The 17,599-nt window shown below is 51.8% G+C and carries 13 protein-coding genes; 10 read left to right on the forward strand and 3 right to left on the reverse strand.

Features of this window, described 5'->3' with window-relative positions:
- Window positions 1-39: 39 nt before the first annotated feature.
- Window positions 40-774: an SDR family NAD(P)-dependent oxidoreductase gene (locus BUC02_RS00930; RefSeq protein ID WP_073317413.1), complete on the reverse strand. Its 735-nt coding sequence runs from the start codon at window positions 772-774 to the stop codon at window positions 40-42.
- 213 nt (window positions 775-987) lie between these two features.
- On the opposite strand from BUC02_RS00930, the gene BUC02_RS00935 reads away from it, so the two are divergent.
- The 7 genes from BUC02_RS00935 to BUC02_RS00965 all read left to right on the forward strand — a co-directional run bounded on the left by BUC02_RS00935 (window position 988) and on the right by BUC02_RS00965 (window position 11,371).
- Entirely contained in the window at window positions 988-2,637 is a 1,650-nt protein-coding gene (locus tag BUC02_RS00935) for an SLC5/6 family protein (protein ID WP_073317415.1), read from the forward strand.
- A gap of 218 nt (window positions 2,638-2,855) precedes the next feature.
- Window positions 2,856-6,251 (forward strand): MFS transporter, encoded by a 3,396-nt coding sequence (locus BUC02_RS00940; RefSeq protein ID WP_083564330.1) that lies wholly within the window; start codon window positions 2,856-2,858, stop codon window positions 6,249-6,251.
- A 104-nt stretch (window positions 6,252-6,355) separates the two neighbouring features.
- A complete protein-coding gene (locus BUC02_RS00945; protein WP_073317417.1) occupies window positions 6,356-6,862 on the forward strand; it encodes a RidA family protein in 507 nt (168 codons plus the stop codon).
- 353 nt (window positions 6,863-7,215) lie between these two features.
- Window positions 7,216-8,934: a biosynthetic-type acetolactate synthase large subunit gene (gene ilvB, locus BUC02_RS00950; protein WP_073317419.1), complete on the forward strand. Its 1,719-nt coding sequence runs from the start codon at window positions 7,216-7,218 to the stop codon at window positions 8,932-8,934.
- An 11-nt stretch (window positions 8,935-8,945) separates the two neighbouring features.
- A complete protein-coding gene (gene ilvN / locus BUC02_RS00955; protein ID WP_072799415.1) occupies window positions 8,946-9,443 on the forward strand; it encodes an acetolactate synthase small subunit in 498 nt (165 codons plus the stop codon).
- Between the two features lie 162 nt (window positions 9,444-9,605).
- A complete protein-coding gene (locus BUC02_RS00960; RefSeq protein WP_073317421.1) occupies window positions 9,606-10,292 on the forward strand; it encodes a hypothetical protein in 687 nt (228 codons plus the stop codon).
- Window positions 10,289-11,371, forward strand: a complete 1,083-nt coding sequence (locus tag BUC02_RS00965; RefSeq protein ID WP_073317424.1) for a radical SAM protein — start codon at window positions 10,289-10,291, stop codon at window positions 11,369-11,371. Before BUC02_RS00960 ends, BUC02_RS00965 begins: the two co-directional genes overlap by 4 nt.
- Window positions 11,372-11,510: 139 nt before the next feature.
- Here the strand turns inward: BUC02_RS00965 and BUC02_RS00970 are convergent, their stop codons facing one another.
- Entirely contained in the window at window positions 11,511-11,924 is a 414-nt protein-coding gene (locus BUC02_RS00970; RefSeq protein ID WP_073054722.1) for a hypothetical protein, read from the reverse strand.
- A 326-nt stretch (window positions 11,925-12,250) separates the two neighbouring features.
- On the opposite strand from BUC02_RS00970, the gene BUC02_RS00975 reads away from it, so the two are divergent.
- The 3 genes from BUC02_RS00975 (at window position 12,251) to BUC02_RS00985 (ending at window position 16,142) form a co-directional block, all read left to right on the forward strand.
- Window positions 12,251-13,561 carry a CobW family GTP-binding protein gene (locus BUC02_RS00975; RefSeq protein WP_073317427.1) on the forward strand — a complete coding sequence of 437 codons (1,311 nt, stop codon included), beginning with the start codon at window positions 12,251-12,253 and terminating at the stop codon, window positions 13,559-13,561.
- A gap of 219 nt (window positions 13,562-13,780) precedes the next feature.
- A complete protein-coding gene (locus BUC02_RS00980; protein WP_073317430.1) occupies window positions 13,781-14,617 on the forward strand; it encodes a TIGR02147 family protein in 837 nt (278 codons plus the stop codon).
- Window positions 14,604-16,142 (forward strand): hypothetical protein, encoded by a 1,539-nt coding sequence (locus tag BUC02_RS00985; protein WP_073317434.1) that lies wholly within the window; start codon window positions 14,604-14,606, stop codon window positions 16,140-16,142. The genes BUC02_RS00980 and BUC02_RS00985 overlap by 14 nt, the downstream gene beginning before the upstream one ends.
- Window positions 16,143-16,155: 13 nt before the next feature.
- Here the strand turns inward: BUC02_RS00985 and BUC02_RS00990 are convergent, their stop codons facing one another.
- Window positions 16,156-17,517 carry a glutamate synthase subunit beta gene (locus BUC02_RS00990; RefSeq protein ID WP_073317437.1) on the reverse strand — a complete coding sequence of 454 codons (1,362 nt, stop codon included), beginning with the start codon at window positions 17,515-17,517 and terminating at the stop codon, window positions 16,156-16,158.
- Window positions 17,518-17,599 lie beyond the last annotated feature (82 nt).

Genomic DNA, 17,599 nt, shown 5'->3' on the forward strand with positions numbered 1-17,599 from the left:
TTTCTCCATTGTAAAATTTCAAACACCTCGATTTTACAATTACTCCACAGACTTGCCCTTTTCAACAGCGTCGGCAAGGGACATGCCAGTAAATTCCTGAGCGCTGAACCAACGGCCACTCTTCTTGTCGTCGAGCATGACAGACACCATGGAACCCGGAATCACGCTTTCGGGGGCGTTAGGAGCGTTGGGGCCACCGAGATCGGTGCGCAACCAGCCCGGATCCATCACGTTCATCATGACATCGGTACCATTCAGCTTGCAGGCAAAGTCCTTGACAAATTTTGTCAGAGCAGCCTTGGCGCAGGCGTAACCCATGAGTTCGGGTTCGTTGGCGATGCCGCTCGTGGTAAGCTGCATACGGCCAAAGCCGCGACTGATCATTCCCGGCAAAAAATGATAAGCGATCTTGATTGGTGCAAAGAAGTTCACCGCCATGGCCTGGTGGAAGTCTTCCATGGTATTGGTGAGATAATCGGTAAAGTAGTGGCTCATGAGGCCGGCGTTGTTGAACACGATGTCGACCTGCACGCCCCAGGAATCGATCTCGGCGAGAGCGGCATCGATTTCGCAAGCATGTTCGAGGTTGCAACCCACTGCGCGGACTTCGACACCGTACTTCTTGATTTCGTTCATTACCGGTTCAGCATGGGACTTGTCGCGGCCCTGCAGAATGATATTTGCGCCGAGTTTCGCCATTTCGATAGCGGTGAGACGGCCCACTCCGCGGCAGCCGCCCGTAATCAAGGTCCATTTGCCCTTAACGTCGATCATAATTCATCCTTTATTTTCTGCGAGGGTAACCCCACCCTCTCGGTTTATGAATATAAAGATAGACTTCAGCGAGACAAAAAACACCGAATTTTTCAAGAAATCTGTATACAAGAGTAAATAACGTCAAAAAAACAAGAGGAGATTCCCGCCTACGCGGGGAAGACAAAAGCAGTATATTCTACATTTGTTCCAAAATTTGAAAGGATGTGAAAAATGAAAAGCTCTAGAGACAACTGGGGTTCGAAACTTGGTGTGATTCTCGCGGTCGCGGGTTCCGCCGTCGGACTTGGCAACTTTTTGCGTTTCCCGGTGCAGGCAGCCACAAACGGTGGCGGCGCATTCATTATCCCTTACCTCATTGCCTTCTTGCTTTTGGGCATTCCTCTTTCTTGGATGGAATGGACGCTTGGCCGCGCTGCCGGTAACAAACACCACGGTACCGCCCCCGGCGGATTCCACTACATTCTGAACAAGAAACCCTGGGCCAAGTACCTCGGTTCGCTCGGGCTCTTGCCTCCGCTGTTCATCAGCTTCTACTATATCTTTATCCAGTCTTGGATTCTCGCGTTTACCTACTACTCTGCCACAGGCAAACTGATGGAAGTGGTCGCCGGCGGTTACGAACCGATGAAGGAATTCTTCGGCAACTACATCATGCTGAACACTAAGGTCGGCCCTGTTCCTGCCGCGATCCTCTTCTTCTTGCTCACCTTCGCCTGCAACATGGGACTCCTTTCGTTCGGCGTGCGCAAGGGCATTGAACGCGTGAACAAGATTACCATGCCGATTCTTTTGATTATGGGCATTATCCTCGTGGTGCGCGTGCTTACGATTACCGACATCGGTAAAGGACTCGCTTTCGTGTGGAACCCGAACCTTTCCGAAATTCTCAACCCCACGGTTTGGCTCGCCGCCTCTGGTCAGGTCTTCTTTACCATGAGCCTCGGTATGGGCATCGTTTTCTGCTACGCCAGTTACCTGAAGCCCAAGGAAGACCTGGTGCTTTCGTCTTTAACGGCAAGTGCCACCAATGGCTTTGCAGAAATCATCCTCGGCGGCACGATTGTGATTCCGATGGCCGTACTCATTGCCGGTAACAATATTGAAGAATGCGCAAAGCTCGGTACCTTCGGCCTCGGTTTCCAGACCATGCCGTTCGTATTCGGCCAGCTACCCTTTGGCGGATTCTTCCAGACGCTGTGGTTCGCGATGCTCTTTATTGCGGGCGTCACCAGCGCCATTTCGATTATCCAGCCCCTGATTAGTTTCTGTGAAGATGACTTGAAATTTAGCCGCAAGGGCTCCATTACCGCCACCGGTACAGTAACCTTCCTGGGAGGCCTTGTGGGTATTTTCGGCCTTGCAGCAGGCGCGGTCGACGAGCTCGACTTCTGGGGCGGAAGCTTCTTGCTGGTGGTTCTCGGCACCATTCAGGCGTTCATTTTCTCGTTCGTACTCGGCCGCCGCAAATCCGACGTGATTGGCGAAGACGGCAAGCCGGAATGCGAAGCTTTCGCATTGATGAACGACGGCGCCGCATTGAAACTTCCCCGATTCTTTAGGCCGATCATTATGTACGTGTGCCCGATTTACCTGGCAATCGTGCTAGTCGCCTGGATCATTCACGACGGCATGGGCGTGCTCCTGTTGAGCAACGTTCCGGCCGATGCCAAGGTGACATTCCTCGGCAGCGAATTCTCGCAGATTGGCTTTACCTGGGGCGTCCGCGGATTCCTGCTCGCTCTCGTAGTACTCTTGAATATCGCCATCTACTACGCCTGGAAGGAGAACGGCCCGGCCAGAAAGACCACCGTTCTCCACAAGCAGAATATGACCGTCGGCAATTCCGACGAGGAGGCATAACATGGAATTTTCTACTAGCGGCCTGATTTTTATGGTCCTTTCATGGGCAGGTATTATCGGAATGTGCACCTTCTGCTTCTACAAGGTGTTCAAGAAGAAATAAGTTGGTAGAACTTAGACGCTTCGCTTGTAGAACTTAGAGAATATTCTAAGATCTAAGCCCTAAATTCTAGCTTCAAAGCTCTAAGTTCTAAGATCTAAGTTCTAACTGAGGATTTATGAAACTGACCAAGTACCAGAGTTCCATTGCGTACCTGATTTTTGTTTTCTGTAGCATTTTTGTGCAGATGGGCCTGTTCGTCCATTTCCAGAGATGGCTGTCCATCTCGTTCGAGGGGTCCGCCTTCTGGTGGCGCAGCATGCTTTTACAATTTGCCATTTTTGCACCGAGCATCTTTATGCTCCCGGCAGCCAGCTATTTTGCAGGCCGATTCCACAAGGGTCGCGTCATGGCATGGTCCTCGGTGGGAATGCTTGCCTCCGTGATTGCCGTCGTGGTCTGTTACGTGGCGGGCGCAGAATGGGTCGCCTACGGACTCCTCGGGCTGTACGGAATATTCCTTGCGGTACTAAGCCCGGCCAAACTTGGAATCATGAAGGAAATGGTCGAAAGCGAAGACCTCGTTAAAATTAACTCCTGGTATATGGCGCTTTCTGTTCTCGGTACTGCTGCAGCGGCTTTCTTCGCCATGGGACTTTCTGGCAGGCCTGATTCGCCCATCAGTATCGACCTTACGCTTTGGATTTATCTCGGCTTAAGTGTCGTGACAACGATTGCAGGCTTTTGCATCAAGGTCGGCGAGACGCACGACAACCTCAAGATGCGTTCCCCCATGCGAAATTTCTCGGCCACCTGGAGCCACCCGATTGTACGTCTTTCGATTCTTGGTCTTGCCGCCTTTTGGGGCGTGACGCAGATTTTCTTGATTTTGATTCAAGACTTGGCGAACATGCTGAACACAGCCGTGATTCCGATTTCCATGTTCATCGTGACCGCCGGCTATGTGGTTGGAGCATTCTCTGCCAGTTGGGCTTCCAAGGGCTTTGTCGAAACAGGCCTGATCCCGTTTGCAGCAGTAGCCTCCGCTATTACCATGTTTGCACTCCCGTTCGTACATAACGCCTGGTTGCAGGCGATCCTTTACGGCATTATCGGCTGGAGCGCCGGCTGCGCCTTCGTGATTTTGCGTACGGTCATTCAAAGCTACACCCGCCCCGATACAGCAGGCCGCATTCACGCAGTGGCAAACTGCATTCAGATGGCTGCACTCGTGCTGATTATGGGCGGCCAAACATTGCTCCTCATCTTTACGCCGATTACGCTCGATTACTGCTTTATGATTTTAGCGGTAATCCTTGCACTTTGCTTTATTGCAACCCTCAAGAACAACCCGATGGCCCTTTTGCGAGCAACACTCCGCTTTGCATTCGCCTTCGTATTCCGTTACCGCGTCAAGGTCATGGGTGTGCAGAACATTCCCGAATCCGGTCCGGTTCTCTTGGTGGGTCCGCATTTCAGCTTTATCGACTGGGCGGTGCTCCAGATTGCTTCGCCGAGACCTCTCCGCATTGCAAGCAACCGCAACACATTCGCCGACTGGTACCAGCGTTGGTTCTTCCACGGGAACTTCCTAATTAGCATTAACCGCCGCGATCCAGGCCCCGCTATGGAAGAAATCCACAAGGCTCTCTTGAATGGCGAAGCGGTCGTGATTTTCCCAGAAGGCGAAGTTTCGAAGACCCCGTTCGTATCAACCTTCTCGCTCGATTACTCCAAGGCAATCGAAGGCACCGAAACTCCGATCATTCCATTCTACATTCAAGGCCTTTGGGGCAGCCGTTACAGCCACGCCAGCGAATGCGTGAACCGTCCGCAGTCCTTTAACCGCATTATTAGCGTCGGTTTTTCGAAGCCGCTTCCTACGAACGCAACCGAAAAAGAAATCCGCCACGACCTGGAACTTCTGGACACCGATATTTGGAATGCCGCCATGGACCATTCCGCATCGATAGTCCCGCTTTGGTTCAAGGCTATGCGCAAGCGCCGTTCCCGCGTGATGCTGATTGACCCCGCCGGCAACCATGTCAACGGCTACGACATGATTCGATTGTGCCACCACTTCGGCAAAGTCATCAAGTCTGTCGCGAAGGGTGACCGCAACGTGGGCTTTATGCTTTCGACTAGCCGCGATGCAGCTCTTGGCATTATGTCGATTCTCGGTACCGGCAAGACGACGGTGAACCTGAACTATTCCGCTCCGGTCGATACGATTCTCGGCTGCATCGAAAAGGCAGACATTTCTACAGTCGTTACTACCCACGCCTTCTTCGACAAGCTCTGTGGAAAGAATGTCGCCTTCGGACAAATCGCCGGCAAATGCCAGATGATTTACCTAGACGAAGAAGAAGCCAAAATATCGACCTTCTGTCGCCTAGTTTCGACATTTATCATCCATTTCTGTCCGGCAGCGGTTTTACGCCATCTATGGTTTACCTCGGCCAACCTGAACGATGATGCGGTCATCCTCTTCAGTTCGGGTTCCGAAGGAACACCGAAGGGTGTTGAACTCACCCACAAGAACGTGATCTCGAACGCCCAGCAGGGAGACCACATTATTAAGCTCCGCCGTACCGACGTGATGACATCGTTACTTCCGCTGTTCCATTCGTTCGGTTTTACCATGACATATATGATGCCGCTTTTAGATGGAGTGCCCATGGTGCTCTGCCCCGACCCGACCGACATCAAAACGCTCGCCCGCGTGTGCGCCCAGTACAAGACCACGATTATGATGGGGACTCCGACTTTCCTGCGCGCCATTGCCATTAACCGCTGGGTCCACCCGATGTGTTTGGATTCGTTGCGTTACATCATTGCCGGTGCCGAAAAGCTGCGCCCCGAAATGCGCGAAACATTCAAACTCAAGTTCGGCAAGGATGTTTACGAAGGCTACGGTTGCACCGAGCTTACACCGCTTGCAACGCTCAACGCCCCGAACGTATTGTTGGACGACTTCCTGACCATGGAAAAGTGCAGCGACAATTCAAGCATCGGCATGTCCGTACCGGGTTCCGTCTGCGCGATCATCGACCCGGAAACCAACGAATTCCTGCCCAACGGCGAAGAAGGCATGCTGGTCGTGACCGGTCCGCAGGTCATGAAGGGCTACCTCAAAGACAAAGAAAAAACAGACAGCGTCATCCTGAAAATCAACGGACGCCGCTGGTACAAAACCGGCGACAAGTGCAAGCTCACTCCGGACGGATTCGTACAGATTCTCGGTCGTTACAGCCGCTTTGCAAAGCTCGGCGGCGAAATGATTTCGCTCACGGCCGTGGAACTGCGTATTGCAGAATCCAAGGTCATGGAAGACTGCGAATTTGCCGTTACGGCAGTGCCCGATTCAGCCAAGGGCGAAAAGATCGTGCTCCTGGTCAAGGGCAACGTGAACGCCGAAGACGTTTCGCGCAACCTCCGCAAGGCAGGCATTCCGCCGCTCATGCAGCCGGGTGCCGTATTTGTGGTAGACAACATTCCGAAACTGGGGTCTGGCAAATGGGACTTCAACGGAATGAAGAAAATGGCCATGGAACTTGTTGAAAACAAAGCCTAACCCCATTTAAAACGACTATTACACAGCAATTTGTAAACCCCATACAAATTGCTGTTCTTTTTTTAGATAAAATTGTATATTAAAGTTCACTGGAGAAAAATAAAATGGATCAGATTGTTAAAAAGGTTCAAGAATTAGGATTAACACTCCCCAAATGCCCGGCACCGCTTGCCGCCTACGTACCCGCCACCCGCAATGGCGAAACGATTTACGTATCAGGCCAGCTACCTTCGATTAACGGAGATTTTTCGGCATTCTGCGGTTCTGTTCCGACTGAAGTTTCTGTTGAGAAGGCTGCCGAAGGCGCCGCCATTTGCCTGATGAACAACGTTGCCGCCGCACTCACGCTGCTGGAAGAAGACGAAACGCTTCGACTCGTGCAAATGCAGGGTTTTGTGCAGTCTGCCGCCGGATTCCACGAACAGCCGGCCGTACTGAATGGCGCCAGCGAACTTGCCGTAAAGATTTTTGGTGAAAACGGAAAGCATGCCCGTACCGCTGTGGGCGTATCGAATTTGCCCAAGAACGTGGCGGTCGAAATCAGCTGCACTTTCCAAGTTTTAAAGGCTGAAGCCAAGTTCAATGGCCGTTACGGCTGGATTGAAGGCTAAAAAAGTCCATTTTTCGTAAAAAACGTCCTTTTCGAGACCCTTTCGGTTTCCGAAAGGGTCTTTTTATTCAAACTTTAGTCCAAAAACATACGATTTACTTTATCCAAAATCAAAAATTCAATAAACTTACATCAAAAATACGCCTATTTTCAACAACACAAACAAAGACTTTTCCAAAAACAGGTCAAAAACAAGCAAACTTTTCAGAACACAACGTACAAAAAGTCACAACTTTTCAAAAAATCTTAAAAATTTTTAGATATTTTAGAGCAAATCTCTTGCCACTAGGGGGCATTCGTTCTATATTTCAGCCATATTTTTAAAACAAGAACCTAATTTAGATAGGAAAAGTTATGGCAAATTCTCCATTAAGTGGCGCAGAGGTGATTATTGAATGCCTCAAGCGCGAAGGAATTGATACCATTTTCGGTTATCCCGGTGGATCGGCCATCCCGATGTTCGATGCCATTCTGGATTCCAATATTAAAGTAGTGTTGACCCGCCACGAACAGGGTGCTACCCACATGGCCGACGGTTACGCTCGCCAGACCGGCAAGGTCGGCGTCGCTCTCGTCACTTCTGGTCCGGGCGCAACCAACACCTTTACCGGTATCTACACCGCCCTTATGGATTCTAGCCCGATTGTGGTTCTTGCCGCTCAGACGACTACTCCGAACTTGGGTAAGGACGCCTTCCAGGAATGCGATACCAGCGGTATGACTTTTGCAGCCGTGAAGCATTCTTACTTGGTGAAGGATTCCAACGATTTGCCGCGCATTATGAAGGAAGCCTTCCACATTGCACGCAGTGGCCGTCCGGGCCCCGTGCTTATTGACTTGCCGAAGGATGTGACTGCAGGCCCCTGCACCGCTCCGTTCACCGACAAGATGGACCTTCCGGGTTACAAGATCCCGAGCTACGCTTCTACTGAAAGCATCGAAAAGGCTGCTGAATACTTGAAGAAGTCCAAGAAGCCGCTCCTGCTCGTGGGCCACGGCGCTATGATTTCTGGCGCTAGCCGCCAGGTGAAGGAACTCGCCGAAAAGCTGAACGCCCCGGTGTGCTGCACCTTGCTCGGCCTTGGCACCTTCCCGACCGACCATGAACTTTCTCTCGGTATGCTCGGCATGCACGGCACCGTGTACGCCAACAAGGCCGTTCTCGATTGCGACTTGATTCTTTCGATCGGTAGCCGCTGGGACGACCGTATTACCGGTAAGCTTGACGTTTTCTGTAAGGACGCCATCAAGATGCACATCGACATCGACCCCGCCGAAGAAGGCAAGGTGTTGCAGCCGGATGTGTTCATGTGCGGCGATGCAAAGCTCGTTCTGGAACAGCTCTTGCCGCTCGTGGGTAAGCTCGACACCGCCGAATGGGTGAAGACTTGCCAGTCCTGGAAGAAGCGTTTCCCGCTGACCTACCCGAAGCAGGGCGGTCTGCGTATGCAGCATATTGTTCAGACTGTTAGCGACCTCACGCAGGGCAAGGCCATTGTCACGACCGACGTGGGCCAGCACCAGATGTGGGTGGCACAGTTCTTCCACACCAATTATCCGCGCCAGCTCCACTCCAGTGGCGGCGCAGGCACCATGGGCTTTGGCCTCCCGTCTTGCATTGGCGCCGCTTTCGGCAACACGACCGGTTGGCCGGTGGTGACCTTCTGCGGTGACGGTGGTTTCCAGATGACCGAAGCAGAACTTGCAACGGCCGCCATCCACAAGCTCCCCATCAAGATTTTCGTGATGGACAACAAGTACCTGGGCATGGTGCGCCAGTGGCAGGACATGTTCTACGACAAGCGTTACAGCTGCGTGGACATGAAGGGCAACCCCGACTTCGTGAAGCTCGCTGAAGCTTACGGTATTCTGGGGCTTCGCATCAAGCGTAGCGCCGACGCCGAACGCGTGATCCAGAAGGCTCTGGAATACAACGAAGGCCCGGTGCTCATCCACTGCGAATGCGAAAAGGAAGACAACGTGTTCCCGATGATTCCGGCCGGAGCTCCGATCACGAGCATGATTACCGAACAGCCGAAGACTCAACTTGAAAAGCCCACGGGATCGACCTAAGGAGATAAGCCATGTTAAAGGATAAAGCACATTCTATTAGTTTGTTAGTTGCAAACCGCCCGGGCGTGCTCGTGCGCATCGCCCTCGTGTTCTCCCGCCGTGGTTACAACATCGACTCCCTGGTGGTCTCCCCCACGCTCGACCCGAACTTTAGCCGCATGAACATCATCGCTCACGGTAACCCCGAGATTTTGATGCAGATTATCAAGCAGCTCGAAAAGCTCGTGGACGTGGTGCAGGCCAAGGACCATACCGATACCGACGCAGTGGAAAAGGAACTCGCACTGATCAAGGTGCGTTGCACTCCGGACCAGCGTACCGAAATTCTGCAGCTTTGCGACCACTTCCACGCCAATACCGTGGACATGACCGCTACTTCGATGATTATCCAGATCACCGGAAACAGCCAGAAGGTCGACACGCTCAAGAGCCTGTTGCAAAAGTTCGAAATCGTCGAATACATTCGCACGGGTAAGGTCATCATGCTCCGCGGCGAAGAACAGACGTAGCGGGGAAAAAAAACGCTCGGCTCTCACGCCAAGATTTCAGGAAATCCGCTCCGAAAGGGCGGATTTTCTTGTATTTGGTCACAGGTTTTTGCAAAACAGCTTTTCTTATAGAAATCGGGGGCTAGTTTATATATATTTTGATTTGATGGAAGGAGTTCTGCTATGAAAATCGAGAAGAAAATCGTCAAAAACAGCGCGAAGCTCAGTTTGGCCGCCAAGAGCGCCATTGCAGCCTCGTTCGGTATTGCAGCAGTCGCATTGACTGCTTGCGAAGAAAGTGGCGACGTCGCGGCACCCGACCCGACCGATCTTGAGAAGCCTGAAACAGGGGCTCCCGAAACCGAGTCTCCCAGCAGCTCTAGCATCGTCGATATTCCTCTGAGCCACGAGACCCTCAGCAGTTCGGCCGTCGAAGCGCTGTCGTCTGCAGCAGAACCAGATTTTCCGCCTCAAGCTGGAATCATTTTTCCTGACGAACAATACGTAGAATCCAGTTCTTCTTCCGAAGTCAAGCCCCTGAGCAGTTCATCTTACGATGAACCGTATCCGCCTCCTGAAGCAGGCGTTATCGAAGCTCCCGATGAAAGCGACTTCGAAAGCAGTTCTTCAAGCGAAGTGAATGCGCAAAGCAGTTCCGCTGAAGAACCGGAGCCGCTTCCAGGCGACCCGATTATAGAAGAAAGTTCTTCGAGCGAAGTAGAACAACCCTCTAGTTCGTCCGTCGATATACATGAAGTATGCCCGGACAACGACCCGTTCTGCATCCAGGTTCACATGTGTAACAACGAAGATGGCTGCATGGTCGCAAGCATGGTATCCACTTACGAACGATTTGACACCGCCGGATGAATTTAGTTCTATGCCTTACGGAACAGTGCAACTTGCGCTGTTCCTATTGTTATTACAAGGACACGCAATCTGCCCGTCATAACGTAATGGACGACGAAACGCTCGAGCAAGCGATCCGCGTGGGGCTAGAACGCAGTCTATTTTTCAAGCAGAGCTATTTGAACATCACCTTTTTCGGTGGCGAACCATTACTACGCAAAGACGCCATTTTCAAAGGCGTGAACATTGCCAAGGCATTCCTTGCCGAAGCCATAGACAAAGGCGAAGCTCCCAGCAACTTCAAGCTCAACTTTGCCGTAAACACGAACGGAACGCTCTTCGACGACGCTTTCTTAGATTTTTGCGAGCGAGAGCATTTCCGCATTTACCTTTCGCTGGACGGCCCGGAACATCACCACAACATAGCACGCCGTACCATAAACAACGACGGCAGCTTCAAGGACATCGAGAAATACATTCCGCGATTCGTAAAGTTAGGCGCAGTCGCCTTAAGTACGGTGACGCGCGCCCACGTAGAAACGCTTGCCGACAGCGTCAAGTGGCTGCACGAACAGGGATTCAAGAGCCTTACCACAAGCGTCGACTTTGATGGCAAATGGACCGGCGAAGATTTTGACAGGCTCGCATTGCAATACCAAAAGATGGCTTTGTACTGGAAGGAATGCCGCGACAAAGGCGACAAGATGTTCTTGGGTACAATTCAGGACAAAGTAAAGTTATACCTTGCGAATTTACGGTACAGGCAATATTCCTGCCACGTATACAACGGGGCAATTGGAGTCGCGACAAACGGCAACATGTTTCCGTGCACCAGGTTCATCACCTCAAACGAGAATCCGCCTTACTTACAAGGCAACGTCTTTACCGGATTTAACGAAGAAGCCTGCGAACAAATTAGACAGTTCCTGGACAGCGACAAAAAGGAATGCGAGGGTTGCGACATTCGCTACCGTTGCTGCGCTCATGAATGTGCCTGCACGAGCTTTTACAGCACGGGTTCTATTGAAGGCGTATCGCCTGAAGTCTGCACGCACGAACGCATGCTCGCCGAAATCACCGACAAATTAATTTTTCAATAAGAATTACAAGTTCTCTGGAAAGCCGTAAAAGGGGATCCCACCTTGGTGGCCATGCGCACTAAAGAGCAAAGCTCTAAGTGCTGTCCGCCCGGCATTCGCCGGGAAGACAAAGAGAGCGTCAAGATTGTCAACGAGGGAATCAAAAACCGAGGACGGCTTCGGAAATTTCGTTAGCTTCGTCAGAATAATCGTCAGCGTAGTCCGGATTGAATTCGCCCCAGCCATCACTGACGCCGCAACCCACGCCCACATCTAACGAAGACCATTTGAATGCGCCGTACACGCGTTCAAATCGATCCATCAAGTCAGCAAAGAAATCTTCAGGGAGTTCATCTTCGATGAGTACAGAACCGTCCATCGCCAAGAGTTCGCCTTCGGGTAATTCTTCGAAGCGGCATTCGTATTCATCCATCATGACGTCGTCAACCGAGTACCACTCGCCCGAATCTTCGCTAGGCAGGTCCATTTCGGGATACTGCTCCATCAGGGCATCATAAACGGCGGAAAGTTCATCGGTAGTTCCGACGAAACGCATCAGTATTCGACAATTCATAGAATCTCCATTCTTCGAGTAAATATAGCCGTTTTTAATTATTAAACAGCAATTCTAACCCCAAATGAACCCAATACACCCCTAATCAGCCAAAATGGAACTTTTCGTACCGCAAAGTAGTTGCAAATCACATAAAAAATGTAGAAATAAGAAAATAGTAATAAAATTTTCAGTTATTTCCTTGTCAGCACCCCCGAATTTTTATATCTTATGTACCAGAACTCTTTGTTCTCCTCCTAACCCCCAAAAAACTAGTCCGGCTCTGCTGGGCTAGTTTTTTTTGTTTTTTGCCGAAAAAAGCAAAAAAAGCTAAATTTTGGAATACTATGAAAAAGTCAGTACCTATTACGCTGCTCACCGGCTACCTCGGAGCCGGAAAAACCACCCTCCTCAACTTTGTACTTAATAACCAGCAGGGTTACCACGTCGCTGTCATCGTGAACGACATTGGCGAAGTGAACATTGACCAGACCCTCATTGAAAAGGGCGGAAACATCACCAAGGAAGACTCCGGCAAGGTAGTGCCGCTTTCGAACGGTTGCATCTGCTGCAGCCTGAAGACCGACCTTTTGGAACAAATTGCCGAACTGTTGGAAATGAACAAGTTCGACTATATCTTGATTGAAGCAAGCGGCATCTGCGAACCGATTCCTATCGCACAGACCATCTGCATGGCAGGCGCCCAGCTCCAGAGCCGCGACGGACGCCCGCTCCCCTGCCATCTGGACAACATCGTGTCCGTGGTAGACGTGGCACGCCTCGCCGACGAATTCGCCGGTGGCCAGAAGCTTTTGTCCAAGGATCTCGAAGAAGAAGACATCGCCAACCTCCTCATCCAGCAGATCGAATTCTGCAACACCATCGTGATGAACAAGGTTGATAGTTTGTCCAAAACCGATCTGGAACACGTGAAGGCCGTGGTGCGTGCATTGCAGCCCGAAGCCAAGATGATCGAGACGAATTACGGCAAGGTCGACATGAAGGATATCTTGGACACCAAGCAATTCGACTTCGAAAAGGTCGGAAACTCCGCTGCCTGGGCCAAGGAACTCATGAAGGAAACGTCGCCTGAAGACGAAGATGACGATGACCATGACGAACATGAACATCACCATCATCACGACGATGACGATCATGACGAACACGAGCATCACCACCATCACGATGATGACGACCATGACCACGATCATGAAGACCACAGTCACTGCGACCATGAACACGGCGTGTGCCATTGTGGCCACCACCACGACAAGGATCATCCGCATGGTGACGAATACGGCATCAGCACGTTCGTGTACGAACGCCGCCGCCCGTTGATCCGTGAACGCTTTGAAGTGTTGCTTGACGACTACCCGACTAGCATTATCCGCACCAAAGGTCTCGTGTGGTTCGAAGATGAACGCGACAACAGCTACCTGTTCGAACAGGCCGGCAAGCAGGCGTCCGCCCAGAATTTCGGACCTTGGTTCGCTAGCGAAAGTGAAGCGGAACAGAAGCGAATTCTGCGCGAAAATCCGGACTTGCTCAAGGTGTGGGACGAAAAGTACGGCGACCGCATTATTCGCCTCGTCTTCATCGGCCAGCACATGGATAAGGGTAAGATTATCGCTGCAATGGATTCTTGCCTAGGCGAGTAAAAAACAGCTCTATCGCATAATTTCGCCCCGACAATGTCGGGGCGTTTTTATTTTGGCTGGATGTTGCATATACAGCCCAAATGTTGCATATAGAAAATATTTTTAAAAAGATTGACAAAATATTGTGATTTTTTGTAAAAAACCTAATTTTTGTTGCATAAAACTATTGACAAGGGGATAAAAAAGAGATATATTCTTGGCATAACAGGATGGAAAACAATGAAACCGATTATCGAATATTCAAACTTTCGCCAGTATCTGCTGGACTACTACGAGGAACGCAAACGCATTTCCGCTTTCTCGTGGCGCGAATTCTCGAAAATCGCAGGCTTCACCTCTTCTTCTTATATGAAGGTGGTGTGCGACGGAAAGAGCAAGCTCAGCAAGATTGGTGTGGAACGCGTTGCCGCGGCAATAGGACTCACAGGGTTTGAGCTCGACTATTTCCGCGCGATGGTCAAGTTCGGCCAGGCCGCAAACGAAGAAACCAAGAAGGCTGCCTACCGCGACATGCTCGCGATTGCGAAGGTACATAAGGTGCGCGTGTTGGAAGGAGACTTGTTCGCCTATTACGACACTTGGCGTAACCCCATGATGCGTGAACTTGCCCCGCTGATGCCCGGCGCTACCCCGGGCGAGATGGCCAAGATGTGCTACGCCGAAACATCGGCTCAGGAAGTCCGCGAATCGCTTGATTTTTTGACTAGGACCGGACTCCTCAAGAAAGAAAAGGACGGCGCCTTCAAGCAGTCCGAAACGTCTGTGAGCGGCACCCCTGATGCAACCAGGCTTGCTCTCCGCGGAATGCACCGCCAGATGGCACAGCTTGCCGCTCCGGCTCTTGAGTTGCCGGCAACCGAACGCAACTTCAGCGGCGTCACCATGGGAGTGTCTCGCGAGAGCTATGACCGCATTGTCAAGGCGCTGGACGATTGCCGCCGACAGATTATCGCGATTGCCGCCGAAGACAAAGGCATCGAACAGGTTTACCGTTTGAATTTACAATTATTCCCGCTTACCAAAAGCATAAAGGAGAACAACAATGAAAAAGCTTAACATCTGCATCGCGGGCGCACTCGCCCTCCTCTGCACCAGTTGCAGCGATTCTGACGGGGTCAAGGATCTCACCGGAACATCAGAAGAACTGAACGAAGTCGCCGACAAGGGGTCTTCGAGCTCGGGCACGCCCGGGGTAGAATCCTCTAGCAGCATCGGAGACCAAAACCAGAATTCCTCGTCAAGCGGAGACGTTCATACTCCGCCGAGCAACAACGGTTCGCTGGAAGCCTACCTGCAGCAATACGGTCTCGAAACCAAGCACCGTTTCGACAAGGCCGTGCTCGCATTTAACAAGAGCGAAATGGTTTCCAGGACTCCGGCTATGGACGGCTCCACAAATTCCACAGAATTTGATGGCGAAGGTGTCAGCAAGTTTGTACAGCAGAACATCGGCGCTATAGAAGCGCTGTTCCCGAAGGCCGCCGCCAAGTACGCCGACCTGGTTGAAGCCACCAAGAACGGCACGAACGAATGCTCGCTCTACTCCTTCAACCTCTACGGCAACGAAAAGTATGCCGGCCACGTGCTGGAATACGTCTCCCCCGACACCATGAAGGTCGTGGATATCGAAGCAAAGAACTGCGAAGAAAATACGAGCAACCAGATTGTTCGATTCCTGTTCAGCTACTGCGGCGACGTGAGCGAGGAACCGGTCGTTGAACGCACCACGGCAAAGTCGGACATCGCCAAGGAAAACTGCCCTGCCAGCAAGACCGACGACGAGTGGGTCAACGTGATTGACTCGAAGGATATCGTCACGAGTTCCTCTTCGGAAACACCGAGTTCTTCTGCCGCAGAAAATCCGGCATCCAGCTCCAGCAAGGAAATCGAAACATGCCAGCATATTTCCGATTACGACGGAATGACCGCAAACGGTAACTGCGACAGCAACAAAGACACAAGCATTGTTATCGACTGCGTAACCGGCGAAGAAATGAAATGTGTTGACAATTATTGGACACGCGCAAAAGCTTGCGCACCGGGCAGCGACTGTGACGGTGACGGCATTCCTGACGGAGTTCGCAGAATTGACTTGGAGCCCTGCGATACCGACACATTGCTCTATTTCTACGGACGCAGTTACCAGTGCATTGAAAACAAGTGGGTGTACCTGCCGCCTCCGGGCCCGGACAGCACCTATTCCCAGGCACGTAATGTCTCGGTACTGCCTCGCCAGGGAATGGCCGTAACCCCGCGTGTCGTGATAGTAAAGAATGCCGACGGAACCGTTTCTATCCGCGATGATGGTTACTATGCCACAAACAACTTCGTTATCAAAGATGTTTACACAGAACTTTCTGGAGACACCATTATCGTAGACGTTATCTACCCTGACGGAGCAAACCTACACTCCTACCAGATTAGCGCGCTCACGTTTACCGTCAGCAAGGAATACACAAACGTCAAATACCTGAGGTACAAAGACGACGATCGTGTAAAGCCTTTGTTCGAGGAAGACGAATTGCTCCCCTGCGCAAGCAGTTCTACTTGCCAGGAGTGCGGAGAAGGTCTCGATTGTTAATCCGCTTTATCTCTTAAAGCGAACCGACAACTCGTTTAGCATCGGCCATGGCGCGGACCACAAGGGACGCGCCATTTGCGCAGTCACCGACTGCGTAAATGTGGCGAGCCGGGTCCGGAATGATCGCGGTACGCGGCGTGAGTTGCAGGCCCAAATCGTTCACGATGCCTTCTGCCGGGACCCCGGTGAAGCCCATGGCGAGCACCACCAAGTCGGTATCAATGACTTCGGTGGAATTCGGGACTTCGTTGGGTTTGAGCGGGCGGCCCTGTGGGGACATTTCCCATTCCACGCGGACAGCTTCGACACCAGCGACGCGGCCATCTTTCACGATAAACTGCTTGGAAGACACGTTCCAACGGCGTTCGCCACCTTCGTGCTGGGCGTAGCTGGTACGCAGCATGTACGGCCAATCCGGCCACGGAGTGGACGGGGAACGTTCCTCGGGCGGTTTGGGCATGAATTCCACCTGAAGCACGCTTTCGCAACCTTCACGGATGGCCTTGCCCACGCAGTCGTTACCCGTATCGCCACCGCCAATCACCAGGACCTTGCGGCCCTTCGCGCTGAACTTTTCAGGATTCGTCTCGCCAGGTTTATTTGCGCCGTGCAAGAAGTCGAGCGCAAGGAAGATTCCTTCGGCTTCGCGGCCCGGAATTTTCAAGTCGCGGGCGTTCGGCGTACCGATAGCGAGGAAGACTTCGTCAAAATTCTTGTGGATGTATTCCGCCGAAATGTCCTTGCCGATTTCGGTGCTGCAGACAAACTTGATGCCAGCTTCTTCGAGGAGCTTGACACGGCGATCGATAACCGACTTGTCGAGTTTCCAGTTCGGAATGCCGTAGCGTAAAAGACCGCCCACCTTTTCGCGCTTTTCGTAAACGGTAACGGCGTAGCCCTTGCGGCGGAGCGCTTCGGCAGCAAAGAGCCCTGCAGGGCCCGAGCCGATAACCGCGGCTGTCTTGCCGTTCCATTCGGCGGCAGGGAGCGTGACGCGGCCTTCTTCGAAAGCTGTTTCGATGATATACTTTTCAATCTGGCGAACCATCACCGGATCGTTATGCACATTGCCCGTACAAGCGGATTCGCAAAGCGCAGGGCAAACGCGGCCCGTAAATTCGGGGAAGAAAGCTGTCTTGCTGATGATGTTGTAGGCACGTTCGGCATTCCCTGCAGCGACAGCCGCATTGAATTCGGGCACCAGGTTACCCAGCGGGCAACCCGCACCGTGACAGAACGGGATTCCACAACTGTGGCAGCGTGAACCCTGCTGTACGATTTCCAGTGAAGTCAAGCGGCGTTCGACTTCGTTGTTGTCCTTGATTCGCTCTTCGACAGGGCGGTAAATATCTGCGATTCGGTTAATTTGCTGCATAAAAGACTTCAACTTTTATAGTTAAAATTTTAATGTTTAGTAAGAAGTTTGAAGTAGGAAGTAGGAAGTTTTATAATCGCGG

Source organism: Fibrobacter sp. UWOV1 (assembly GCF_900142495.1).
In the GTDB taxonomy this organism is placed as follows: Bacteria; Fibrobacterota; Fibrobacteria; order Fibrobacterales; family Fibrobacteraceae; genus Fibrobacter.

Bases quoted from the DNA above. Each gene is read 5' to 3' on its own strand.
- BUC02_RS00930 (WP_073317413.1), bottom strand. From the start codon at position 774: ATGATCGACGTTAAGGGCAAATGGACCTTGATTACGGGCGGCTGCCGC.
- BUC02_RS00935 (WP_073317415.1), top strand. From the start codon at position 988: ATGAAAAGCTCTAGAGACAACTGGGGTTCGAAACTTGGTGTGATTCTC.
- BUC02_RS00940 (WP_083564330.1), top strand. From the start codon at position 2,856: ATGAAACTGACCAAGTACCAGAGTTCCATTGCGTACCTGATTTTTGTT.
- BUC02_RS00945 (WP_073317417.1), top strand. From the start codon at position 6,356: ATGGATCAGATTGTTAAAAAGGTTCAAGAATTAGGATTAACACTCCCC.
- ilvB (WP_073317419.1), top strand. From the start codon at position 7,216: ATGGCAAATTCTCCATTAAGTGGCGCAGAGGTGATTATTGAATGCCTC.
- ilvN (WP_072799415.1), top strand. From the start codon at position 8,946: ATGTTAAAGGATAAAGCACATTCTATTAGTTTGTTAGTTGCAAACCGC.
- BUC02_RS00960 (WP_073317421.1), top strand. From the start codon at position 9,606: ATGAAAATCGAGAAGAAAATCGTCAAAAACAGCGCGAAGCTCAGTTTG.
- BUC02_RS00965 (WP_073317424.1), top strand. From the start codon at position 10,289: ATGAATTTAGTTCTATGCCTTACGGAACAGTGCAACTTGCGCTGTTCC.
- BUC02_RS00970 (WP_073054722.1), bottom strand. From the start codon at position 11,924: ATGAATTGTCGAATACTGATGCGTTTCGTCGGAACTACCGATGAACTT.
- BUC02_RS00975 (WP_073317427.1), top strand. From the start codon at position 12,251: ATGAAAAAGTCAGTACCTATTACGCTGCTCACCGGCTACCTCGGAGCC.
- BUC02_RS00980 (WP_073317430.1), top strand. From the start codon at position 13,781: ATGAAACCGATTATCGAATATTCAAACTTTCGCCAGTATCTGCTGGAC.
- BUC02_RS00985 (WP_073317434.1), top strand. From the start codon at position 14,604: ATGAAAAAGCTTAACATCTGCATCGCGGGCGCACTCGCCCTCCTCTGC.
- BUC02_RS00990 (WP_073317437.1), bottom strand. From the start codon at position 17,517: ATGCAGCAAATTAACCGAATCGCAGATATTTACCGCCCTGTCGAAGAG.